At 66.4% G+C, this 22782-nt stretch carries 18 protein-coding genes; 8 read left to right on the top strand and 10 right to left on the bottom strand.

The genetic code is table 11. From position 1 onward, the window contains the following. The first annotated feature begins 2 nt into the window (after positions 1-2). Positions 3-3230, top strand: a complete 3228-nt coding sequence (locus tag AACH06_RS20845; RefSeq protein WP_341427693.1) for an efflux RND transporter permease subunit — start codon at positions 3-5, stop codon at positions 3228-3230. 79 nt (positions 3231-3309) lie between these two features. Here AACH06_RS20845 and aroC read toward each other — a convergent pair whose 3' ends face one another. Further along, positions 3310-4407, bottom strand: coding sequence for a chorismate synthase (gene aroC, locus AACH06_RS20840; protein ID WP_341427692.1), 1098 nt, complete (start codon positions 4405-4407; stop codon positions 3310-3312). 264 nt (positions 4408-4671) lie between these two features. On the opposite strand from aroC, the gene AACH06_RS20835 reads away from it, so the two are divergent. Then, complete coding sequence (locus AACH06_RS20835) at positions 4672-6891, top strand: putative bifunctional diguanylate cyclase/phosphodiesterase (protein WP_341427691.1); 2220 nt, start codon at positions 4672-4674, stop codon at positions 6889-6891. Positions 6892-6966: 75 nt separating this feature from the next. On the opposite strand, the gene AACH06_RS20830 is transcribed toward AACH06_RS20835, so the two are convergent. Further along, the gene (locus AACH06_RS20830; protein WP_341427690.1) at positions 6967-7434 is read right to left on the bottom strand and encodes a CBS domain-containing protein; all 468 of its coding nucleotides are present in this window, start codon (positions 7432-7434) and stop codon (positions 6967-6969) included. A gap of 134 nt (positions 7435-7568) precedes the next feature. Between AACH06_RS20830 and AACH06_RS20825 the strand changes: the two genes are divergently transcribed. The 3 genes from AACH06_RS20825 (at position 7569) to AACH06_RS20815 (ending at position 12313) form a co-directional block, all read left to right on the top strand. Next, on the top strand, positions 7569-8870 hold the full coding sequence (locus AACH06_RS20825; RefSeq protein WP_341427689.1) for an O-acetylhomoserine aminocarboxypropyltransferase: 1302 nt from the start codon (positions 7569-7571) through the stop codon (positions 8868-8870). Beyond that, positions 8867-9667 carry an alpha/beta fold hydrolase gene (locus tag AACH06_RS20820; protein WP_341427688.1) on the top strand — a complete coding sequence of 267 codons (801 nt, stop codon included), beginning with the start codon at positions 8867-8869 and terminating at the stop codon, positions 9665-9667. The genes AACH06_RS20825 and AACH06_RS20820 overlap by 4 nt, the downstream gene beginning before the upstream one ends. A gap of 306 nt (positions 9668-9973) precedes the next feature. Continuing rightward, positions 9974-12313, top strand: a complete 2340-nt coding sequence (locus AACH06_RS20815) for a putative bifunctional diguanylate cyclase/phosphodiesterase (protein WP_341427687.1) — start codon at positions 9974-9976, stop codon at positions 12311-12313. Here the strand turns inward: AACH06_RS20815 and AACH06_RS20810 are convergent. Beyond that, a complete protein-coding gene (locus AACH06_RS20810) occupies positions 12303-13262 on the bottom strand; it encodes an NAD-dependent epimerase/dehydratase family protein (RefSeq protein WP_341427686.1) in 960 nt (319 codons plus the stop codon). The genes AACH06_RS20815 and AACH06_RS20810 overlap by 11 nt on opposite strands. Beyond that, entirely contained in the window at positions 13259-14461 is a 1203-nt protein-coding gene (gene kbl, locus AACH06_RS20805) for a glycine C-acetyltransferase (RefSeq protein WP_341427685.1), read from the bottom strand. Before kbl ends, AACH06_RS20810 begins: the two co-directional genes overlap by 4 nt. Positions 14462-14603: 142 nt before the next feature. On the opposite strand from kbl, the gene AACH06_RS20800 reads away from it, so the two are divergent. Then, positions 14604-15179 (top strand): helix-turn-helix domain-containing protein, encoded by a 576-nt coding sequence (locus AACH06_RS20800; protein ID WP_341427684.1) that lies wholly within the window; start codon positions 14604-14606, stop codon positions 15177-15179. A gap of 13 nt (positions 15180-15192) precedes the next feature. Here the strand turns inward: AACH06_RS20800 and AACH06_RS20795 are convergent, their stop codons facing one another. Continuing rightward, complete coding sequence (locus AACH06_RS20795) at positions 15193-16425, bottom strand: YihY family inner membrane protein (RefSeq protein WP_341427683.1); 1233 nt, start codon at positions 16423-16425, stop codon at positions 15193-15195. Positions 16426-16444: 19 nt separating this feature from the next. On the opposite strand from AACH06_RS20795, the gene AACH06_RS20790 reads away from it, so the two are divergent. Both AACH06_RS20790 and AACH06_RS20785 read left to right on the top strand, forming a co-directional pair. After that, positions 16445-16891 (top strand): DUF2069 domain-containing protein, encoded by a 447-nt coding sequence (locus tag AACH06_RS20790; protein WP_341427682.1) that lies wholly within the window; start codon positions 16445-16447, stop codon positions 16889-16891. Next, entirely contained in the window at positions 16884-18290 is a 1407-nt protein-coding gene (locus AACH06_RS20785) for an FAD-binding oxidoreductase (RefSeq protein ID WP_341427681.1), read from the top strand. Before AACH06_RS20790 ends, AACH06_RS20785 begins: the two co-directional genes overlap by 8 nt. Before the next feature lie 39 nt (positions 18291-18329). Here the strand turns inward: AACH06_RS20785 and AACH06_RS20780 are convergent, their stop codons facing one another. Genes AACH06_RS20780 through AACH06_RS20760 form a run of 5 tightly spaced genes read right to left on the bottom strand, consistent with a single transcriptional unit; the run spans position 18330 to position 22763 of the window. Continuing rightward, a complete protein-coding gene (locus AACH06_RS20780) occupies positions 18330-18782 on the bottom strand; it encodes a DUF1178 family protein (protein ID WP_341427680.1) in 453 nt (150 codons plus the stop codon). Between the two features lie 8 nt (positions 18783-18790). After that, a complete protein-coding gene (locus AACH06_RS20775) occupies positions 18791-19390 on the bottom strand; it encodes an NUDIX domain-containing protein (protein ID WP_341427679.1) in 600 nt (199 codons plus the stop codon). Then, a complete protein-coding gene (locus AACH06_RS20770; protein ID WP_341427678.1) occupies positions 19387-19716 on the bottom strand; it encodes a DUF2818 family protein in 330 nt (109 codons plus the stop codon). Before AACH06_RS20770 ends, AACH06_RS20775 begins: the two co-directional genes overlap by 4 nt. Before the next feature lie 34 nt (positions 19717-19750). Then, the gene (nuoN, locus tag AACH06_RS20765; RefSeq protein WP_341427677.1) at positions 19751-21256 is read right to left on the bottom strand and encodes an NADH-quinone oxidoreductase subunit NuoN; all 1506 of its coding nucleotides are present in this window, start codon (positions 21254-21256) and stop codon (positions 19751-19753) included. A 22-nt stretch (positions 21257-21278) separates the two neighbouring features. Beyond that, positions 21279-22763 carry an NADH-quinone oxidoreductase subunit M gene (locus AACH06_RS20760; RefSeq protein WP_341427676.1) on the bottom strand — a complete coding sequence of 495 codons (1485 nt, stop codon included), beginning with the start codon at positions 22761-22763 and terminating at the stop codon, positions 21279-21281. Positions 22764-22782: the final 19 nt, after the last annotated feature.

The following is a 22782-nucleotide window of genomic DNA, read 5'->3' as shown; positions in this document are numbered from 1 at the left end:
CCATGTTCCTTTCAGATTTCAGCATCAAGCGGCCGGTCGCGACGGTCGTGATCATCCTGGCGCTGATGTGCCTGGGCCTGCTCGCGCTCAACAAGCTGCGGGTCAACCAGATCCCGGATGTGCAGCAGCCGGTGCTCGTGGTGGGCATCACCTACCCCGGCGCATCGCCCGAGACGGTGGAACGAGAGATCGTCAACCGCGTCGAGAAGGCCCTGCAGAGCATCTCCGGCGTGGACGAGGTGCGCTCGACCGCCAGCGAGGGCTACGCCAACATCGTCATGATCTTCAAGTTCAGCAAGAACATGATCGAAGCGGCGGACGAGGTGCGCAACGCCATTGGCACGGTGCGCTACAAGCTGCCGGTGGAAATGCGCGAGCCGGTGTTGCAGCGGCTGGATCCGGCCGCCCAGCCCATCATGCAGATGGCGCTGTCATCGTCGAAGCAGACCCATGCCGAGATCTCCCGCCTGGCGGAAGACCAGTTGGCCGACCGGTTCCGCGGCATCCCGGGTGTGGCGGTGGTCAACGTCAATGGCGCGCTGCACCGCGAGCTGTCGGTGCTGCTCAAGGCCGAGAAGCTGCGCGAGTTCAACGTCTCGGTGGCCGAGGTGGTGAACGCCCTGCGCATCCAGAACGCCACCGCCCCGGTGGGCAAGGTGCGCGGCGAGCTCGAAGACAAGAGCATCCGGCTGGTCGGGCGGCTGGAATCGCCGGCCGAGTTCGAGCAGATCGTTGTTCAGCGCCGCGGCGAGCAGATCGTGCGGCTGGGCCAGGTGGCCTCGGTGCAAGATGCCTTCGCCGAGGTGGGCAACCTGTCGGTGCGCAACGGCCGGCCGAACGTGGGCCTGTCGGTCACCCGCTCGCGCGAATCGAGCACCGTGGGCGTGGCCGACGAGGTGCGCAAGCTGGTCGCCGAGATCAGCAAGACGCTGCCGGAAGGCACGCAGCTCGAAATCACCCAGGACGGCGGCAAGGACGCGCAGAACAGCCTGAACAACGTCGTGCACGCGCTGTTCTTCGGTGCCGGCCTGACGATCTTCGTCGTCTACGCGTTCTTGAACTCCTGGCGCTCCACCTTGATCACGGCTCTGAGCCTGCCCACGTCGGTGATCGCGGCGTTCATCGCCGTCTGGCTGTGCGGGTTCACGCTGAACTTCATGAGCCTGCTGGGCCTCTCGCTGGCCATCGGCGTGCTGATCGACGATGCGATCGTCGTTCGAGAGAACATCGTCCGGCACATGGAGGCGGGTGAAGACCGGCGCACGGCCGCCTTGAACGGCACCGCTGAGATCGGCCTGGCCGTGGCCGCCACCACCTTCTCGATCGTGGCGGTGTTCATCCCGGTGGGATTCATGCCCGGCGTGTCGGGCGAGTGGTTCCGCCCCTTCGGCCTGACGGTGGTCACCTCGGTGATGGTGAGCCTGTTCATCTCCTTCACGCTCGACCCGATGCTGTCGGCCTACTGGGGTGACCCGCCGGGGCACCACCACGCCCCGAAGCGCGGCATCTCGGCCGTGCTGGCGCGGTTCAATGTCTGGTTCGACCACCAGGCTGACCGCTACGGCCGCATCATCGCCTGGGCGCTGCACCACCGCATCTGGATGTTTGCGTTCGCCTTCCTCAGCTTCGTGGCGGCGATTGCCTTGCAGGCCACCGTGGGCGGATCGAGCTTCCTGCCGGCGTCGGACTACGGCACCCTGGCCATCGAGGTGCGTACGCCGCCCAGCAGCAGCCTGGAGTACGCCCGGCTCAAGCTGGAGAACGCGGCCCAGCTGGCGCGCGAGATGAAGGAGACCAAGGCGACCAACAGCTACGTCAACCCGACCGGTGGCCGCATCTACGTGGACATCGGCAAGAGCACGCAGCGCAAGCGCAGCGCGATCGAGGTGGCCACCGAGCTGCGCGAGCGGCTCAAGCGATTGGTGGGCGCCGAGTACGTGGTGCTGGACGACCTGAACAACGGCGCGCAGAAGCCCGTGCAGATCCGCTTCCACGGCACCGATTCGCGCAAGCTGCAGGCGATCACCAACGAGTTCATGGAGAAGCTGCGCAAGGTGCCCGGCGCGGTGGATGTGGGCCTGTCCGAGCAAGACCCGCAGAACGAGCTGAAGATCGAACTGGACCGCGGGCTGGCCAACGCGCTGGGCATCTCGGTGAACGACGCGGCCCAGGCGCTGCGGGTGGCGTTCGCGGGGGTCGAGGTAGGCGACTGGGTCGACCCGAGCGGCGAAACCCGCGACGTGGCGGTGCGCTTGGCGCCCGCCGACCGGGTGGACGCAGCCAACATCGAACGCCTGCCGATCGCCGTGAGCGGCAGCAGCACCGTGGTGCCGCTGGACCAGATCGCCACGGTGACGATGGGCAAAGGCCCGTCACAAATCCAGCACTCGGACGGCAAGCGCATGATCGCCGTGTCGGCCAACGCCCAGGGCCGCTCGGCCGGTGAAGTGACCGCCGACGCGATGAAGATCGCCAACGCGATGAGCTACCCACCTGGCTATGGGTTGGAGCTGGGCGGCGCCTCGAAAGACCAGCAGCAGGTCTTCACCGACATGGGCATCGCCCTGCTCTCGGGCATCGGCATGATGTACCTGGTGCTGGTGATGCAGTTCGGCTCGTTCACGGCGCCGCTGCCGGTGATGCTGTCGCTGCCGCTGTCGCTGATCGGCGTGGTGCTGGCGCTGCTGGCCACGGGCGGCACGATGAACCTGATGAGCCTGATCGGCGTGATCATGCTGATGGGGCTGGTGGCGAAGAACGCGATCCTGCTGCTCGACGCTGCCCGGGTGCGCGAGGCCGCAGGCGTCGACCGCGAAGAGGCCCTGATGCAGGCCGGCCGCATGCGGCTGCGCCCCATCCTGATGACCACCTTCGCGCTGATCGCGGGCATGCTGCCGGTGGCCATCGGTGTTGGCGAAGGCGGTGAGTTCTACCGCCCGATGGCGGTGGCCATCATCGGTGGCGTGATCACCTCGACCTTCCTGACGCTGCTGGTGATTCCGAGCTTCTACGACTCGATCGAGATCAAGCGCGACCACATGATCGAGAAGTTCCACGCGCGCACTGAGCGCTGGAACCCCTTCGTCGGTGGGCTGCTGACGTTCCTTGAGATCCTGGCGTTCATCACCACACTGCGCCTGTGGTGGCGCCTGGGCCGCTGGGCCGTGGGCATGACGAGGCCGGGCAGCGCGGGTGCTGCACCCCGCGTTTCGCCCTCGGAAGTCGTTTGACCGCCACGCGCTGAAACCACAACGGCCACCCTCGGGTGGCCGTTGTTCTTGGGGCGGGCTTCGGGTGCGCCGGCCGGGCTCAGCGCTGCGCCGGAATCGCTGGTGTGTCCACCCGCACGTCGCCGCACTGCGCCCGCTGCCGCAGCGCATGGTCGATCAGCACCAAGGCCAGCATCGCCTCGGCAATGGGCGTGGCGCGGATGCCAACGCACGGGTCATGGCGGCCCAAGGTTTCCACCGTCGCCGGCTGGCCCGCCAGATCGATCGACTGCCGAGGCGTGCGGATGGAGCTGGTGGGCTTGATGGCGATCGAGACCCGGATGTCCTGGCCGGTGGAGATGCCGCCCAACACCCCGCCGGCGTTGTTGCTCGCAAAGCCTTCGAGCGTCAGTTCATCGCCGTGTTCGGTGCCACGTTGGCGCACCGATTCGAAGCCGGCGCCGATCTCCACCCCTTTGACGGCGTTGATGCCCATCATCGCGTAGGCGATGTCGGCGTCGAGCTTGTCGAACAGCGGCTGGCCCCACCCGGGCGGCAGGCCGGAAGCTTCCACATACAGGCGCGCGCCGACCGAATCGCCCGACTTGCGCAGCGCATCCATGTAGTCTTCCAACTGCTGGATGTGCTGGGTGGTCGCCGCGAAGAAGGGGTTCTCGCCGACCTGGCTCCAGTCCTCGACCGGGATGTCGATCTCGCCCAGGGCCGTCATGCAGCCGCGGATGGTGACGCCGTGGTGCTCCTTCAGCCACTTCTTGGCCACCGCACCAGCGCCCACCATCGGCGCCGTCAACCGGGCCGATGATCGGCCACCGCCGCGCGGATCGCGGATGCCGTACTTGTGCCAGTAGGTGTAGTCGGCATGGCCAGGCCGGAAGGTCTGGACGATGTTGCCGTAGTCCTTGCTGCGCTGGTCGGTGTTGCGGATCAGCAGGCAGATCGGGGTGCCGGTGGTCTTGCCCTCGTACACGCCGGACAGGATCTCGACGGCATCGGGCTCGTTGCGCTGCGTGACATGGCGCGAGGTGCCGGGGCGACGACGATCGAGGTCGGGCTGGATGTCGGCTTCGCTCAACGCCAGGCCGGGGGGGCAGCCGTCGATCACGCAGCCGATGGCCGGGCCGTGGCTTTCGCCAAAGTTGGTGACAGTGAAAAGCTCGCCGAAGCTGCTGCCGGACATGAAGACCCTTGTGACGACCGGGCGCCGGCGAGCGGGCCCGGATGGTGACGGTGGTGGGAGCAGGCAGGCGCCGAGGCCAGCCCGCTTCATCAGAGGGCAGCGGCACCCGCTCCCCCTGCGCCGTCGATTTTATCGGCGCCCTCTTCCGTCGCCCTTTTTCAGACGTCGGCGTTTGAAATGGCCGGTTTTTGCCGGCCGCATCGGAAAAATACCCTTGAGGGTTTGGCGGCACAGTGATGACCTACCCTCATTGTTGCTGCCACCGTGATATCGCCTGCTGCCCCTGCCACTGCCGTACTGCCCGCCTGGCCCTGGTTCGGTGTCGCCGTGGCTGCGCTGGCCGCCGCGTTGGCGAGCCTGGCGTGGCTCGCATTTCGACGGGTCGCTCAACCCGCCGGCCCAACGGATGGCGATGCCTCGCTCGCCGAAGAGATGCTGGATCACAGCTCGACGCTCATCGGCCTGCTCACGCTGCAGGGCCAAGTGCTACGGCTGAACGACGTCGCCTACGAATGGCTGGGGACCTCCGGGCGCCATGCCCAGGGCCAGGCGCTGTGGACGTTGCCGGCATGGGTCCATGCCCCTGACGACGCCGACCGGCTGCGCCGGGCCGTCTCCCACGCGGCCGAAGGCCGGCCTCAGCACATTGAGCTGGGCGTGGCCACCGCCACGGGGGCCAGGCGTGTCGAGCTCTCGGTGCGGCCCATGCGCCGAGGCGCCGACAACGAGGGCAGCGCGACTGCGGGACATCTGCTGCTTGAGGCGCGCGACGTCACAATGCGCCGCCAAGCCGAAGACAAGATGCGACTGGCCGCTGCCGTGTTCGAGCAGGCCCGCGAAGGCATTTTGATCACCGATCCGCGCGGCGTGATCATTTCGGTGAACCAGGCGTTCAGCACCATCACCGGGTTCGAGGCGGATGACGTCGTCGGCCAATCCCCGGCGATGCTGACCGCTTCGTTCGAAGACGCGGCGCTGGCCCGTCGCATCCGCCGCAGCCTCATTCGCCTGGGCCACTGGCACGGCGAACTTCGCAGTGCTCGCAAGACCGGCGAACCCTTCACCGCCTGGGTGTCCATCAGCTATCGCCGTGACGCCAACGGGCATCTGAGCCACCTGATCGGCATCATCAATGACATCACCCGTTCGAAAGAGGCCGAGCAGAAGCTGCTGCGCCAGGCCCATTTCGATGCGCTGACCGAATTGCCCAACCGACATCAGCTGGAAGACCGGCTGGAGGTCGCGCTCGACCACGCCCAGCGGCAGAAAGAACCGCTGGCGCTGCTGTTCATCGATCTGAACCAGTTTCGGCACATCAACGACAACTTCGGGCACCGCACCGGCGACGGCGTGTTGCTGGAAATGGCCCATCGCCTGCGCGACAACCTGCGCGACACCGACTTCGTCGCCCGCATCGGCGGCGACGAATTCGCCGTGGCCCTGCCCGGCACCTGCGCGGAGGGCGCCGCGCAGGTGGCGGCCAAGCTGCTTGAACATGTGGCCCAGCCCTTCGTCGTCAGCGGCCACGAGCTCAGCCTCACGCTGTCGATCGGCGTGGCGATGTACCCCGCCGATGCCGACTCGGTGGACGTGCTCACCCGCTGCGCCGACACCGCCATGTACCGAGCCAAGCTGGAAGGCCGGGGCACTTACCAGTTCTTCACCGCCGGCATGCAGCAACGCTCGGTGCGGCAGATGCAGCTCGAAGCTGCACTGCGCCGCGCCGCCGAACGAGACGAGCTGCTGCTGCACTACCAACCGCAAGTGGATGGGCGAACCGGCGCCGTGCTGGGCGTGGAGGCGCTGGTCCGCTGGAAGCACCCCGAGTTGGGCATGGTGTCGCCGGGCGAATTCATCCCGCTGGCGGAGAGCAGCGGCCAGATCAAGGTGATCGGGGAATGGGTGATGCGCACTGCCGTGCGCCAGATCAAGGCCTGGGTGGCCGACGGCCTGGACAACCTCGTCGTGGCCGTGAACCTCTCAGCCGTCCAGTTCCGCGACCCGGCGCTGCCGGACACCGTGAAATCGATCGTCGAGGCGGCGGACGTGCCGCCTCACTGCCTGGAGCTGGAGCTGACCGAAAGCGTGGCTACCGGCAACCCCACCGCCGCCATCGCCATGATGGACAGGCTGCACGCACTGGGTGTTCGCCTGTCGATCGACGACTTCGGCACCGGCTACTCGTCGCTGAACTACCTCAAGCGCTTTCGCATCCACACGCTGAAGATCGACCAGAGCTTTGTGCGCGACATCAGCCACGATGCTGACGACCGCGCCATCGTGCAGGCCATCGTGCAGTTGGCCCACGCCATGAACCTCACCACCATCGCCGAGGGCGTGGAAACCGATGAGCAGGCGGCGTTCTTGCGGCAGCAGGGCTGCGAGGCGATGCAGGGCTACCGCTTCTGCAAGCCATTGGATGCGGCCACGGTGGCCGAGTGGATCGTCAAACGACGGGCCGCCTTGCAGGCGCTGGACGCCTGACGGCCCCTCCCGGGGCCGCAAGGCGCGTCGAGCCGCCCGCCGACCTGCCCTTCAGCTTGCCTTTCAACCTGCCGTTCAACCCGCCTTTTCGCTCGATTCGGCCGCTTCTTCAACCGGCCAATCGCGGATGTAGGCCTTGAGCATGCGGTTTTCGAAGTCCTGAGCCTCGACCACCGACTTGGCCACGTCGTAGAACGAAATCACCCCCATCAGGGTGCGGCCGTCGAGCACTGGCATGTAACGGGCGTGGCGGCCCAGCATCATGCGGCGCACCTCGTTGATGTCGGTCTCGGGCGTGCAGGTCAAGGGCGCATCGTCCATGACGCTGCGCACCGTGGTGTTGCCGATCTGCCCGCCGTTCTTCACCACCGCGCGGATCACCTCGCGGAAGGTCAGCATGCCGATCAGGTCGCCGTGGGTCATCACCACCAGCGAACCGATGTCGTGCTCGGCCATGGTCGTCACGGCACCCGCCAACGGGCTGTCCGGCCCGACGGTGAAGAGGGTGCTGCCCTTCACTCTCAGGATGTCACTGACTTTCATGCTTGGCGCTCCTTCGGCTCGAGGTTTGGCACAGGTTGTCGTCGCTCCCCACGGGGCATGGGCGGCACGGCCCACGGGGCCAACATAGCACACAATCGTGGCCCCACACAGTTGCCGTAGACCCGGTACACCCTATGCCTGGAGTTTCCGACCCCGGCTTCGACACCCTGGCGCTCCATGCGGGCGCCACGCCCGACCCGGCCACCGGCGCCCGCGCGGTGCCCATCCACCTGTCGACGTCATTTGTCTTTGAATCCAGCGAGCACGCCGCTTCGCTGTTCAACCTGGAGCGCTCCGGCCACGTCTACAGCCGGATCTCCAACCCGACCACCGCCGTGCTCGAAGAGCGGGTCGCCGCGCTGGAAGGCGGTGTCGGCTCCATCGCCACCGCCAGCGGGCAGGCGGCGTTGCACCTGGCCATTGCGACGCTGGCTGGCGCCGGCTCGCACATCGTCGCCAGTTCGGCCCTGTACGGCGGATCGCACAACCTGCTGCACTACACACTCAAGCGGTTCGGCATCGACACGACGTTCGTCAAGCCGCGCGATGTGGACGCGTGGCGCGCCGCCATCCGGCCCCACACGCGGCTGCTGTTCGGCGAAACGCTGGGCAACCCCGGGCTGGATGTGCTGGACATCCCCACCATCGGTGCCATCGCGCATGAAGCGGGCTTGCCGCTGCTGGTCGACTCGACCTTCACCACGCCCTGGCTGATGAAACCGCTCGACCATGGCGCCGACCTCGTCTACCACTCGGCCACCAAGTTCCTTTCGGGCCATGGCACGGTGATCGGCGGCCTCTTGGTGGACGGGGGGCGTTTCGATTGGACGGCCGGCACGCGCTTTCCCGAGCTGACCGAGCCCTACGAGGGCTTCCACGGCATGGTGTTCGCCGAGGAAAGCACCGATGGCGCCTTCCTGATGCGCGCCCGGCGCGAAGGGCTGCGCGATTTCGGCGCCTGCATGAGCCCGCACACCGCCTGGCTCATTCTGCAGGGCATCGAGACCCTGCCCCTGCGAATGGCGCGCCACATCGAGAACACCCGCAAGGTGGTTGCCTTTCTGGCCAGCCACCCGATGGTAGCCATGGTGGGCTACCCCGAGCTTGAATCGCATCCCGACCATGCCCTGGCCGCCAAGCTGCTGCCCCGAGGCTGCGGCTCGGTCTTCAGCTTCGACATCAAGGGCTCGCGCCGCCAAGGCCAGGCCTTTATCGAGGCGCTGAAGCTCTTCTCTCACCTGGCCAACGTGGGCGATTGCCGCTCGCTCGTCATCCACCCCGCATCGACCACCCATTTCCGGATGGACGACGCCGCGCTGGCGCAGGCGGGCATCGGCCCGGGCACGATCCGGCTGTCGATCGGGCTGGAAGACGCGGACGATCTCGTCGACGATTTGAAACGGGCGCTGAAGGCGGCAGAAAGGGCGGCGGCATGAAGCTCGTCGTTCAAGGCCGAGAGGCCTACGCCTACACCGGCGGCAAACCCTTCGACCCCAGGCTGCCCTGCGTCGTCTTCATCCATGGCGCGCTGCACGACCACTCCGTCTGGACGCTGCTGGCGCGGTGGTGCGCCCATCACGGTTTCAGCGTGCTGGCCATCGACCTGCCTGGGCACATGAAGAGCGCCGGTCCGGCGCTGGAGACCGTGGAGGCCATGGCCGACTGGGTGCTGGCGCTGCTCGACGCAGCCGGCGTCCAGCAGGCCGCGCTGGTGGGTCACAGCATGGGTTCGTTGGTGGCACTCGAAGCCGCCGGGCGCGCACCCGAACGCGCCAGCCGGCTGGTGATGGTGGGAACGGCGTACCCGATGAAGGTGTCGCCGGCGCTGCTGGAGCTGGCACGTAGTCAGCCGCTGGCGGCGATCGACCTGGTCACCACGCTGTCGTACTCTTCCATCGCCCAGAAACCGGGCTACCCCGGCCCTGGCGCCTGGGTGCGCGGAGGTGGTCGGGCCCTGTGCCGCCTGGTGCTGGCCAAGCAAGACAACCCGATGCTGTACCACCAGGATTTCGCAGCCTGCGACGCCTACCGCGGCGCACTGGACGCCGCTGCGAAGGTCACCGCACGCACCACGCTGATCCTCGGGCGGCGCGACCAGATGACACCCCCGAAAGCCGCCCATGACATCGGCGTGGCGTTGAAGGCGCACATCGAAACCGTGGACGCGGGGCACGTGCTGATGGCCGAGGCGCCCGATGCCACGCTGGCCGCGTTGCGTAGGGCCCTGGCCTGAACGCCACCCAGAGACGACACGGCCGCCATCGGAACCCACCGCCCGGTGGCCGGAGGCCATGAAGGCCCCTGCAAGCAGGCCGTGGGGTTCGAGCGGCCGGCCCACATGGTCGCGTGCGAGGGCGGGCCAACCTGCTGAAGTACGCGCGGCCAACTCGGGCAGATGACAGGCACGGGGCGGGCCCCGCATCGCCCTGGGAAGACGCCGAGCCGCGCTCGGCGAGAACAGCTTCACACTCCGCGAGGTGTACCGCTCACAGATGACGCGCTTCAGGCCGATGGGTGCGTGAGTCGTCCACCTCCATCCGTGCCCTCTCACCCCGTGCGCTTCGGCTCCTCGTATTTCGCACGTGCCGGCCAGGCGTGGCGCGACACATTTCATCTCTACCACGCAGAGGACGCAGACTCAGCGTCGATCCGGGCCCAGCACCTCGACTACGTTCTGCGGCTCACGCCGGCCATGATGGCGGCCAACCTCATCAACGCGGCCCTCGTGTCGGCGGCATTGGGGTTTGCCGGTCGGCCGCTGCTGATCGTGTGGGTGGTGCTCATCGGCCTGATCGTGGCGACCGCGCTGCGGTCCTGGTGGCGGCGGCGCAAGATGCCGCGGTCCCTCGCGTCTCGCCGGGCGATGCGGCACAGCACCTGGCATGCAGGGCTGCTGGGCCTGCTGTGGGCCGCGGTGCCGGCGATGTGGTTTGCATCGGCGCCCGCCGAAGTGCGTTTGTTGATCGCCACGCTGACGACGGGCATGCTTTCAGCGGGCGCTTTCGCGATGGGCCGCTTGCCGGGGGCGGCACTGGCTTATCTGGCGACCATCGTCAGTGGATCGCTCGTCGGGCTGTGGGCGCACGGCGGCGCGTTGGCGGCGCCCGTTTCGGGGCTGCTGCTGGTCTACGCCGCGATCTGCGCACTCGGGGCCATGGCGGCGGGCCGGCAGGCCACGGCGTTGCTGATCGCCCAGCGTGACGCCACCCGGCAGCAGGAGCTGGTGTCCATGCTGTTGCATGACTTTGAAGAGCACGCCGCCGAAGGCCTGTGGGAGACCGATGCCCAAGGGCGGCTGCGCTACGCCTCGGCCCGCACCAGCGAGTTGTTCGCCTGCGAGCCCAAGGCCTTGCACGGTCAAGTGCTGCTGCAGTTGCTGGGCGATCGCAGCCCCAGCCATCGGCAAGCCTTATCGAACGCTTTCGATCGGGGACGCCCGTTCCGCAACCTGACCATCGAGCTCACGGGCAGCGACGGCGCGGGTTGGTGGATGCTGAGTGCCAAGCCGGTGGCGCCCGTCAATGTTGGCGATGGCGGCTGGCGCGGCGTCATCGTCGATGTGACGGACGAGGTGTCTGCGCAAGACCGCATGCGCCACATGGCGCACTTCGACGCACTCACCGGCCTGGCCAACCGCGTGACGCTGCATGCTCACCTGGCCCAGGTCTTGAGCCAGGGAGAACGCGCGGCCCTGATGGCGATCGATGTCGATCACTTCAAGAGCGTCAACGACACCCATGGTCACTCGGTGGGCGACGCGCTGCTGAAGGCCGTCGCACTGCGCTTGCGTACCTGCGTGCGCCCGCAAGATCTCGTGGCCCGGCTGGGGGGCGACGAGTTCGCCGTGCTCATCCAGACCGACACCACCCGCAACGGCATCCACGCCTTGTCCCAGCGCCTCAGCGAGGCTTTTGCCCCACCCTGCGACCTGGGCGCGCTGACGCTGCAGGCGAGCGTGAGCATGGGTGTCGCGCTCACGCCCGACCACGGCCAGGCCATCGACGAACTGATGGGGAATGCCGACCTCGCGCTGTACCAGGCCAAGGCCAGCGGACGAGCCCAGGCGGCGCTTTACGATGCCCAGCTGGGTGAAACGTCGCGACGCCAGTCGGCGATCAGCGAGGCGCTGCGCACCGCGGAGGCAGAGGGCCAACTCCACCTGCACGTCCAGCCCAAGCTCGCGGTGGCCAGCGGGCGGGTGGTGGGCGTCGAGGCGCTGCTTAGATGGCAGCATCCGGTGCTGGGCTCGGTGTCGCCCGCCGAATTCGTGCCGATCGCCGAACGCACCGGCAGCATCGGCCACATCGGCGCCTGGGTACTGAGAGAGGCCTGCCGGCTGGCAGGCACCCAGCTGCAGGGGTTGACGATCGCCGTCAACGTGTCGCCCGCCCAGCTCAGATCTGCCGCTTTCGAGGACGACGTCCGGCAGGCGCTGCTCGCTTCGGGCCTGCCACCCGAGCGGCTGGAACTTGAAATCACCGAGTCGCTCTTCATCGACGACGCGGCGTCGGCCGTCCAGCGCCTCACCGCCCTTCGCCGCCTGGGCGTGCGCATCGCGCTGGACGACTTTGGCGCCGGCTACTCGTCACTGGGCTACCTGCGCCAGTTCAGCTTCGATGTGCTGAAGATCGACCGCCAGTTCATTGGCGAGTTGATGACGCGCGACGACGCCCGGGCCATCGTGGGCACGATCGTGCAACTGGCGCGGCGCCTGGGCATGCGCACCGTCGCCGAAGGCGTTGAAACGGAAGACCAGTTGCGGCTGCTGGTGAGCCTGGGCTGCGATGAGCTGCAGGGCTACCTGCTGGCGCGCCCGGCGCCCATCGCGCAGATGCGCGCCATGGTGGCCCAGGCCGAGGGCCTGCTGCTCACGCGGTGACGGCCAGCGGCGCGAGATTCACCAGCATGTCGCGCACCATGGCGCGCAGGTCGTACTCGGGCTTCCAGCCCCAGTCGGTGCGTGCCGCGGTGTCGTCGATCGAACGGGGCCATGAATCGGCGATCGCCTGGCGGAAGTCCGGCGCGTAGCCGATCTCGAAGCCTTCGATCTCTTCGGCAATGGCCGCGGCAATCTCGGCCGGCGTGAAGGTCACGCCCGCCAGGTTGTAGCCATGGCGTTCCTTGATCGATTCGGCCGGCGCATCCATCAGCTCAAGCGTGGCACGGATGGCATCGGGCATGTACATCATCGGCAACGCCGACTCAGGACCGAGGAAGCTGGTGTAGCGGCGCGACTTGAGCGCCTCATGAAAGATCTCGACCGCGTAGTCGGTGGTGCCACCACCGGGCGGCGTCTTCCAGCTGATCAGGCCCGGATAGCGGATCGAGCGCACGTCCACGCCATGCATCCGGTGGTACCAGGCGCACCAGCCCTCGCCCGCGAGCTTGGAGATGCCGTAGACGGTCGTCGGCTCCATGATCGTCTTCTGCGGCGTGTGGTCGCGCGGCGTGGTCGGCCCGAACGCAGCGATGGAGCTCGGCCAGAACACCTTGTCCAGCTTGTGGGTGCGGGCCAGCTCCAGCACGTTGAGCAGGCCCTTCATGTTGAGGTCCCACGCCCATTGCGGGTGCTGCTCGCCGCGTGCCGAAAGCGCCGCCGCCAGGTGGTAGATCTGGGTGATGCCATGGCGCTCGACCACCGCGGTGAGCGCGGCCGCGTCGGTCACGTCCAGCGATTCGTGGGCCAGCCCGGGCACGCGGCCCTTGGGCGCCAGATCGCTGGTGACCACCGCCCCCTGGCCATGGCGGCGAGCCAGTTCTTCGGCCAGCTCGGTGCCAATCTGGCCGTTGGCCCCGATGATCAGGATCTTGGGAATCGCCTTGCTCATTTCACCAACCCCAGTTCCAGCCCGGCCTGGCGGAACGCCGCCACGGCCCTTTCAAGGTCCGCCCGCACGTGGCCGGCGCTCATCTGCACGCGGATGCGGGCCTGGCCCTTGGGCACGACGGGGAAGAAGAAGCCGACCACGTAGACGCCCAGTTCCAGCACGCGTGCTGCCAACTGCTGCGCCTTGACCGCGTCGTAGACCATGATCGGCACGATCGGGTGCTCGCCGGGCTTGATCTCGAAGCCGGCCTCCTGGATGGCGCGGCGGAAGTACTGGGTGTTCGCTTCCAGCTTGTCGCGCAGCTCGGTCGAGCCTTCGAGCAAATCCAGCACCGCGATCGATGCACCGACGATGCTCGGCGCCACCGTGTTCGAGAACAGGTAGGGCCGCGAACGCTGACGCAGGATTTCGATGACCTCTTTGCGGGCCGCGGTGAAGCCGCCGGACGCTCCGCCCAGCGCCTTGCCCAAGGTGCCGGTGATGATGTCGATCTTGCCGAACACACCCCGGTGCTCGTGCGTACCCCGACCGCGCGCGCCCATGAAGCCGCTGGCATGGCATTCGTCGATGCCCAGCAGCGCACCGTGGCGATCGCAGATCTCGCGGATCTTGTCCAGCTGGGCGATGGTGCCGTCCATCGAGAAGACGCCGTCGGTGAACACGAGCTTGAAGCGAGCGCCCTTTTCGTTGGCTTCGCTGAGGCAGCGTTCCAGATCGGCGAGGTCGTTGTGCTTGTAGCGCCAGCGTTGAGCCTTGCACAGCCGAATGCCATCGATGATCGATGCGTGGTTCAACTCGTCGCTGATGATGGCATCGGCCTCGCCGAGCAAGGGCTCGAACAGGCCGCCATTGGCATCGAACGCGGCCGCGTAGAGGATGGCGTCTTCCGTGCCCAGGAACCGGGCCAGGCGCTGTTCCAGGGTCTTGTGGATGTCTTGCGTGCCGCAGATGAAACGCACCGAGCTCAAGCCATAGCCATGGGTGCGCAGCGCTTCATGCGCGGCTTCGATGACCTTCGGATGGCTGGACAGACCCAGGTAGTTGTTGGCGCACAGGTTGATCACTTCGCGGCCGTCGGTTGTGCGCACATGCGCGCCCTGCGGCGTGGCGATGATCCGCTCGGCCTTGTACAGGCCCGCAGCGCGGATGCCGTCGAGCTCGGTGCGCAGGTGGGCGAAGAAGTCTTCAGTGCTGGCCATCTTGGTGTTCCTTGGGTGGATCGTCTTCGGGCACAATCAACGTTCAATGATTTTTCCGAAGTTCGATATATCGAACTGACGTGCAGTATCGTAAACGATCCATTGCCCGTCAAGCCCCTTTGGACCTGAGCTGAGCCACCACATGAATCGTCCTGCCGCTCCCGAACCGCCGCGCGTCGGCGAAACCCTGGCGGCACTTCGACAGGATCGATCGCTGTCTCTGGACGAGCTGTCGCGCCAGGCGGGGGTGTCGAAGTCGATGCTCTCGCAGATCGAGCGCAACCAGGCCAACCCCACGGTGGCCGTGGTCTGGCGCCTGGCCAACGCCCTGGGCGTGCCCATGGCGGATCTGCTCGGCGCCGAGAAACCCAGCCTGCCCGCCATTGCCACCGTGCCATCGCACGCCACCCCGTCGCTGCGCAGCCCGGACGGACATTGCGAGCTGCGCATCCTGGGCCCGATCGAGTTGGCGGGCCAGTTCGAGTGGTACGAACTGACGGTTCAGCCCGGAGGGGCGCTCGAGTCAGAGCCGCACGAGCCCGGCTCGCGTGAACACTTGAGCGTGCTCAGTGGTGTGCTGCAGGTGCAATCCGCAGAAGCCACGACGCAATTGAAGGCCGGCGAGACGGCACGCTACGCCGTCGACCAAGCCCACGCCATCCGCAACCCGGGGCCGGGACCGGCGCAAGCGCTGCTGGTGGTGGTGCATCCGGCGTGATCGCCGGCTGGCCTCACGCCAACACCTGGGCCAGCGTCAGTTTCTCGATGCCCATTTGCGCGCGGAAGGCCTGCGTACGGGCGTCCGGATGCAGCAGCAGCGAATCGATCAGCGGCGCGACCGGGGTGGTGGCCGGATCGCACAGCAGCACGTGGCGCTGTGCGCCCTCTTCTTCCAGCCGAGCCACCCAATCACGCTGGGTGAGAGATTCCAGGATCGGCTCGATCTGAAGCGGGTCGACCCGCAGGCTGGCCGCGATCTGCTCGGCGTCGAGGCCGCGCTGCTCGGACGCGCGGGCGTCCGCCAAAGTCCTCAGCACCGACAGCGCCAAGCTGAATCGATAGCCCGGCGTGTTGCCTTGCCGCACGACGCGCATCTGCAGGCTGGGTGCGTAGGCCGCGATCACCGCCCCCAGCAGCACGATGACCCAACCGGTGTACATCCACAGCAGGAAGATCGGCACCGTGGCGAAGGCGCCGTAGACCGCGGAGAACGAGCCGACCGACCCGACATACCAGCCCAGCACCTTTTTGGCCACCTCGAACCCGATGGCGACGAACAGGCCGCCGGCCATGGCATGCCGCCAGCGCACGTGGCAATTGGGGACGTAATGGAACAGGCCCGCCATCGTGGCAGCCAACAACACGAACTCGAACAGGTCCAAGAAGAACCGAACGCCACCAGGCATGTCACCCACCAAACCGCGAGAGGCCGAGATGGCGTAGCTGGACAGGCTGAGCGACACCCCGAGCACCAGCGGCCCCAGCGTGATGGCGGCCCAGTAAACCAGCACGCGCTGGGCGATGGGCCGAGGCTTGCGCACGCGCCAGATCGAGTTGAGCGTGCGGTCGATCGTCAACATCAGGGCCAGCGCGCTGATGAACAGCGCGGCCAGGCCCGCGGTGCCCAGCTTGTGGGCCTTGTTGGAAAACTGGGTCAAGGCGCCCAGCACAGGTTTGGCGATGCTGTCGGGCACCAGGCTTTGCAGGAAGTACTTCTGCAGTGCATCCTGAAAGCTGGAGAACATCGGAAACGCGCTGAAGATCGCCAGCATCACCGTCAACAGCGGCACCAAGGCAATCAAGGTGGTGAAGGTGAGGCTGCCGGCCGTCTGGCCGAGGCTGTCTTCACGAAAGCGCAAGCGCAGGGTGCGCAGGGTGTCGAACCAGGGCCAGGTGCGAAGCGTCTGCAGCGCCTCTGCCACCATCTCGTGCCAGCCCTTTCGCAGGGCATGAGTTGAAATCATGGCGGATATCATGCCACCCATGTCTGCAACGCCCCCTTCGGTCGCGCCGGCTTCGCTCGCGCCCGACGGGCCGACGCTGGCCACGCGCGCTGCTGCCATCGCCCTCTGGCTGGCCTTGGTCATTCTGTGCATCGCGTGGGAGCTGTGGCTGGCCCCCACGGGCCGGGGCACCCTGGCGATCAAGGCCCTGCCCTTGCTGCCTGCCCTGCCAGGCCTGCTTCGCATGCGGATGTACACCTACCGCTGGCTCAGCCTGCTGGTGTGGCTCTATGCCACCGAAGGCCTGGTGAGGGTGGGCAGCGATAACGGCCGCGCCCAGTGGCTGGCCTTGGCGGAGATCGCGTTGTCGATCGGGCTCTTTGTGGCCTGCGCGGCTCACGTGCGCTGGCGCCAGAAGCGCGCCGCCGCCGAAACGAATCCCGCCACTCCCCGTGGTGAACCGATCCCGACAGCCCAGCATGAGTGACGCACTCGTCCCGATATTGCAAACCATCGTCGGTGCCGAGCAGGTGCTGCAAGGCGATGGGCTCGACAGTTACGAAGTCGACTGGCGCAAGCGCTATCGCGGCAGGGCTCTGGCCGTCGTGCGGCCAGGCCAGGCCGACGAAGTTGCCGCGGTGGTGCGAGCCTGCGCTGCCGCGGGCGTGCCAATCGTGCCGCAAGGCGGCAACACCGGCCTCGTGGGCGGCGGCGTTCCAGACGACAGCGGACGTCAAGTCTTGATGAGCCTCACCCGCCTGAACGGCATCCGCCAGATCGACGCCGACAACCTCACGATGACGGTGGAGGCCGGTTGCGTGCTGCAAGCGGTGCAGCAGGAGGCCGACGCCCATGACCTGCTGTTCCCGCTGAGTCTCGCGGCCGAAGGCAGTTGCACCATCGGCGGCAACCTCGCCAGCAATGCCGGGGGCACGCAGGTGCTGCGCTACGGCAATGCGCGAGAACTCTGTCTCGGGCTGGAGGTGGTCACGCCACAGGGCGAGCTGTGGTCAGCATTGTCGGGCTTGCGCAAGAACAACACCGGCTACGACCTGCGAGACCTGTTCATCGGCAGCGAAGGCACCCTCGGCATCATCACTGCGGCTACCTTGAAGCTGTTTCCGCGCCCTGCGTCCACAGTGACGGCACTGGCTGCGTGTGAATCTGTCGAGGCAGCGGTGCGCCTGCTGGGCCTCGCCCGCCGCCGGCTCGGCGCCGACCTCACCGGCTTCGAGTTGATGCAGCGCTTTGCGCTGTCGCTCGTCGCGCAGCACTTTCCGCAGCTGCCGCAACCGCTGCCCACCGCACCTTGGACGGTGTTGATTGAGACGGGGGGCACGGCCGCCGAGTCCGAAGAGCGTGAGCGGATGTCCGCCGTGCTCGAATCAGCGATGGAAGAAGGCGACGTGAGCGATGCCGTGGTCGCATCGAGCCTCGCCCAATCCCAGGGCCTGTGGCATCTGCGCGAATCGATTCCACTGGCCCAGAGCCAGGAAGGCTTGAACATCAAGCACGACATCTCGCTGCCCGTGTCGGACATCGCCGGCTTCGTTGAGCGCATGGCCGCAACGCTGGCGCAGGCCGCCCCTGGGTCGCGCATCGTGTGCTTCGGTCACCTGGGCGACGGCAACCTGCACTACAACCTGCAGGCACCCGCCGGAGCTGCCGCAGCCGATTTCCTGGCTCGGCACGAATCCCGCATCAATCAACTGGTCTACGACGAAGTGCAGCGACTGGGCGGCTCGTTCTCTGCCGAACATGGCATCGGCGCCCTGAAGCGAGACGAATTGGCCCGGCGAGGCTCGGCGGTCGGCGTGCGGATGATGCGGGCCATCAAAGACGCTCTGGACCCGACGGGCATCATGAACCCCGGCCGCGTCGTCTGACGAATCTGCAGCCTGCGGTCTTCCGCCTGTGACGCGAGATCAGTGCGCCGGGCCTTTGAGCGATGGCGGAACGGGCAGCGTCACCACGTCGATGCCTTCGTCGGCCAACTCGGCGCGCTGCTCAGGCGTGGCCTGACCGCGGATGCCGCGTGATTCGGCTTCCCCGTAGTGCATCTTGCGAGCCTCTTCCGGGAATCGCTCGCCCACGTCCTCGGTGCGCTCCATGACGTGCTTCACGGCCTCGACCCACATGTTCTGAAGCGTGACCGCTTCGGGACTGGGCTGCGGCGGGTTGGCCGTCCGCCGCTCCTCTGCCGGCGCCGTCGCGCCCAGGTTCAGGCGCGGCGCACTCGGCAAACGATGAACCGATTTGTCGCCACAGAGTGGGCATTCGACCAATCCCCGTTCCTGCTGATGGGCATAGTCGTCCTCGGAGGCAAACCAGCCTTCGAAGCCGTGCCCGTGCGCACATCGCAGATCGAGAACCTTCATGGCGCGGATTATCGGCAGCGCGACCAGTCTTCTGCAGAGCGCCAGTTGAGAGCCCATTCGCCAGCGCGCCACTTTTGCAGCCACATCAGCGAAATCAAGGTCTTGGCGTCGGTCAGCGCGCCTTCACGGGCCAGTCGGTCCAATTCGCCCTCGGACATGGCCACCACGTCGATCAACTCGCCGTGGTCGAGGTGCCGTTCACCCAGGCTCAGCCCGCGGGCGAACCAGATTTCGATGAACTCGGTCGAGTAGGCCGGTGCGTTGTGCATCCTCGCGGCGTAAGCCCACTCTTGGGCGCGATACCCCGTCTCCTCGGCCAATTCGCGCTCCGCGCAACGGCAGGTGGATTCACCGGGATCGATCTTTCCGGCGGGAAATTCCAGCAACACCTGGGACAACGGGTAGCGGTACTGGCGCTCCAGCACGAGTCGGCCATCATCAAGAAAGGGCACCACCACCACCGCACCAGGGTGAACGATGTATTCGCGGCTCGCGAGATCGCCGTCCGGCAACCGGATCGTGTCGCCTCGCACATCAAGGAAGTTGCCTCGCAGCAGCTGACGCCGCTCGTGGGGTTCCTCGATCAGGTGGGCGTCGGCCTCACTCAAGGCACCTCGCCCCCCGCCACTTCATCATGGGTGCGCCGACGGAGGTAGCGCCAGACGAAGCCAGGCGACGCCAGGGTGATGAAAAGGCACGCCCCCGCCGCGTAGAACTCCCAGCCTTGGGTCGCGCGCTGCCCGATCGAGGACTCCAGACCCACACCCAGGCCCCAGGTAATCATCGCGAAGACCACCAACTCCACCAGGCGCCAACCGAAGGGCTTCTGAGGACGCCTCGGGCCCACGGCGAAAAGCCGTTCGTTCATGAACGGCAGGTTGGCCGCGACGATCGCCGCAACCAACACCAGCCAGACCGACGCGGCCTGAGACATTTACTTCAGCCCCGGTTATGGTCGGAAAGCCAAATCAGCCGGCCAAGGCGCGGACGACCACGTCGCGGCAAAGAGCCATCAGGCCGTCAGGCAGCACGCCCAGCAGCAGTGCAGCGGCACCGTTGCAGGCCAGCAAGGCGCCTGCACCGCCGCGAGACTCGACGCGCGGGGAGCCGACCGCAGGCTCATCAAAGTACATGACCTTGACCAGACGCAGGTAGTAGTAGGCGCCGATCAGCGACAGCAGCACGGCGACGACAGCCAGGGTGATGTAGCCGGGATCGTTGGTCACCACCAAGGCCTGCAGCACGGCGAACTTCGCGTAGAAACCCACCATCGGCGGCACGCCGGCCAGCGAGAACATGAAGATCGTCATGACGCCAGCCAGCCAGGGGCTGCGCTTGGCCAACCCGGCCAGATCCGAGATCTCTTCGCTCTCGAAGCCAGCGCGAGACAGGTACATCACCAGGCCGAAGGTGCCGAGCGTGGTCAGCACATAGGTGACCACATAGAACATCGCCGAGCTGTAGCCGTTGGCGGCCGCGGCCGTGTTCGCGTCGATCACGGTTGGCGTCAGGCCCAGCAGCATGAAGCCGAGCTGGGCGATGGCCGAGAAGGCCAGCAGCCGCTTCAAGTTGGTCTGCGCGATCGCAGCAAGGTTGCCGATCACCATCGACAAGACCGACAGCACGATCAGCATCTGCTGCCAATCGTGGGCGACGCCAGCAAGGCCTTCGACCAGCAGACGAATCGCGATGGCGAACGCCGCGAGCTTGGGCGCGCCGGCAATCATCAGCGTGATGGCAGTGGGGGCCCCTTGGTAGACGTCGGGCACCCACATGTGGAACGGCACGACGCCCAGCTTGAAGCCCAGGCCGGCGACGATGAAGACCACCCCCAGCGTCAACACCGTCGGGTTGATCTGCCCCTTGGCGATGGTCGACAACACAGTCGCCAGATCCAGCGAACCGGTGGCGCCGTACATCATCGACATGCCATACAGCAGGAAGCCACTGGCCAGCGCACCGAGGACGAAATACTTCATCGCCGCTTCCGTCGCCAAGCCATGGTCACGGCGCAGGGCCACCAAGGCGTAGAGCGACAAGCTCATCAACTCCAGGCCGACGTAGATCACCAGGAAGTTGGTGGCCGAAATCATCACCGAGATCCCGAGCAGCACGAACATCGACAGGGTGAAGAACTCGCCCTTGAGCAGATCGCGTTCGCCGACATAGGGGGCGGCGTACGCCAGCGTGACCATCATCGTCAACGCCGCACACAGCGCCAGCATGTGGCCCATCGGGTCGGAGACGACGAGACCCTGCATGCCATAGACAGATGCTGCAGCGCCCTCCGCGCTCAGGCCCGTGTTCAGGGCAAGGCCATGCATCACCGCCACGGCAGCCAAGGACAGTTGGGTCAGCCAGAAGGTGACGCGGCGTTTCGGGTCGGTAACGGTGAGGTCCACCAGGGCCACCACACAGGCGGCCACCAGCAGCAGGATCTCGGGATAGGCGACGAGCCAGTTCATTTGTGTCATGGGAAGCACTCCGGCGGCGGCCTCAGGGCAGCTTGGGCAGTTTGGAGTTGGCCACGTGCTGCAGCAGCTCGTTCACGGACACGTGCATCACATCGGTGAAGGGCTTCGGGTACAGGCCCATGGCCAGCACCGCGACGGCCAGGACCGCCATCATGAAGAATTCGCGAGCGTTGATGTCTTGCAGCGCCTTGACGTCGTCGTTGGCCACGTCGCCGAAATACACGCGCTTGTACATCCACAAGGTATAGGCCGCGCCGAAGATCAACGCCGTGGCAGCGAGCGCGCCCAGCCAGAAGTTCACCTTCACGGTGCCCAAAATCACCATCCATTCGCCGATGAAGCCGGCGGTGCCCGGCAAGCCGCAGTTGGCCATCGCAAACAGCAAGGCGAACGCCGCGAACTTGGGCATGGTGTTGACCACGCCGCCATAGGCCGCGATTTCACGCGAGTGGACGCGGTCGTACAACACACCGATGCACAGGAACATCGCACCTGAGACAAAACCGTGCGAGATCATCTGCACCAGGCCACCGGAGACGCCCAGCTCGTTGAAGACAAAGAAGCCGAGCGTCACGAAACCCATGTGGGCGATCGACGAATACGCGACCAGCTTCTTCATGTCCTGCTGGACCATCGCCACCAGGCCGATGTAGATCACCGCAATCAAGCTGAGCGCAATGATGAACCAGGCGTATTCACGGCTGGCATCCGGAGCGATCGGCATCGAAAAACGCAGGAACCCGTAGGCACCGAGCTTCAGCATGATCGCCGCCAGCACCACCGAGCCACCGGTGGGGGCTTCGACGTGCGCATCCGGCAACCAGGTATGCACCGGCCACATCGGCACCTTGACGGAGAAGGCCGCGAAGAAGGCGAAGAACAGCAACGCCTGTGCGCCCATCGTCAACGGCAGTTTGTGCCATTCGAGGATTTCGAAGCTGCCGCCCGACTTGAAGTACAGGTACACCAAGGCCACCAGCATCAGCAGTGACCCCAGGAGGGTGTAGAGGAAGAACTTGAACGCTGCATACACCCGGCGCGGCCCACCCCAGATGCCGATGATGATGTACATCGGAATCAGCGTGGCTTCGAAGAAGACGTAGAACAGCAGCCCGTCGACGGCCGAGAACACGCCCACCATCAAGCCCGACAGGATCAGGAACGCGCCCATGTATTGGTGCGCACGCTCGGTGATCACCTCCCACCCCGCGATCACCACAATCACGGTGATAAACGCCGTCAGCAGAACGAACCAGACCGAAATGCCATCCACACCCAGGTGGTAGCGCACATTGAAGCGCTCGATCCACGCCAGATTCTCCTGGAACTGCATGGCAGCCGTACCCGCATCGAATCCGGAGATCAGCGGTAAGGTGACCAGGAAGCTCAGCACAGCGCCGATCAGCGCCAGCCAACGGGTGGCGCCACGGTTGCTGTCCCGCCCGAACGCCAGCAGCACCGCGCCGAAGGCGATCGGCAGCCAGATGGCAACGCTCAAAAGACCCATTCTTATTCTCCGCTCTTGT

This window comes from Ideonella lacteola (assembly GCF_038066555.1).
GTDB classification, from domain to species: Bacteria; Pseudomonadota; Gammaproteobacteria; order Burkholderiales; family Burkholderiaceae_C; genus Ideonella; species Ideonella lacteola.
This window is presented reverse-complemented; position numbering and strand designations above follow the sequence as displayed.

Excerpts from the sequence above, each read along its gene's own strand:
- AACH06_RS20845 (WP_341427693.1), top strand. The coding sequence starts at position 3 with ATGTTCCTTTCAGATTTCAGCATCAAGCGGCCGGTCGCGACGGTCGTG.
- AACH06_RS20785 (WP_341427681.1), top strand. The coding sequence starts at position 16,884 with ATGAGTGACGCACTCGTCCCGATATTGCAAACCATCGTCGGTGCCGAG.
- AACH06_RS20800 (WP_341427684.1), top strand. The coding sequence starts at position 14,604 with ATGAATCGTCCTGCCGCTCCCGAACCGCCGCGCGTCGGCGAAACCCTG.
- kbl (WP_341427685.1), bottom strand. The coding sequence starts at position 14,461 with ATGGCCAGCACTGAAGACTTCTTCGCCCACCTGCGCACCGAGCTCGAC.
- aroC (WP_341427692.1), bottom strand. The coding sequence starts at position 4,407 with ATGTCCGGCAGCAGCTTCGGCGAGCTTTTCACTGTCACCAACTTTGGC.
- AACH06_RS20825 (WP_341427689.1), top strand. The coding sequence starts at position 7,569 with ATGCCTGGAGTTTCCGACCCCGGCTTCGACACCCTGGCGCTCCATGCG.
- AACH06_RS20795 (WP_341427683.1), bottom strand. The coding sequence starts at position 16,425 with ATGATTTCAACTCATGCCCTGCGAAAGGGCTGGCACGAGATGGTGGCA.
- nuoN (WP_341427677.1), bottom strand. The coding sequence starts at position 21,256 with ATGACACAAATGAACTGGCTCGTCGCCTATCCCGAGATCCTGCTGCTG.
- AACH06_RS20810 (WP_341427686.1), bottom strand. The coding sequence starts at position 13,262 with ATGAGCAAGGCGATTCCCAAGATCCTGATCATCGGGGCCAACGGCCAG.
- AACH06_RS20770 (WP_341427678.1), bottom strand. The coding sequence starts at position 19,716 with ATGTCTCAGGCCGCGTCGGTCTGGCTGGTGTTGGTTGCGGCGATCGTC.
- AACH06_RS20780 (WP_341427680.1), bottom strand. The coding sequence starts at position 18,782 with ATGAAGGTTCTCGATCTGCGATGTGCGCACGGGCACGGCTTCGAAGGC.
- AACH06_RS20830 (WP_341427690.1), bottom strand. The coding sequence starts at position 7,434 with ATGAAAGTCAGTGACATCCTGAGAGTGAAGGGCAGCACCCTCTTCACC.
- AACH06_RS20790 (WP_341427682.1), top strand. The coding sequence starts at position 16,445 with ATGTCTGCAACGCCCCCTTCGGTCGCGCCGGCTTCGCTCGCGCCCGAC.
- AACH06_RS20760 (WP_341427676.1), bottom strand. The coding sequence starts at position 22,763 with ATGGGTCTTTTGAGCGTTGCCATCTGGCTGCCGATCGCCTTCGGCGCG.
- AACH06_RS20820 (WP_341427688.1), top strand. The coding sequence starts at position 8,867 with ATGAAGCTCGTCGTTCAAGGCCGAGAGGCCTACGCCTACACCGGCGGC.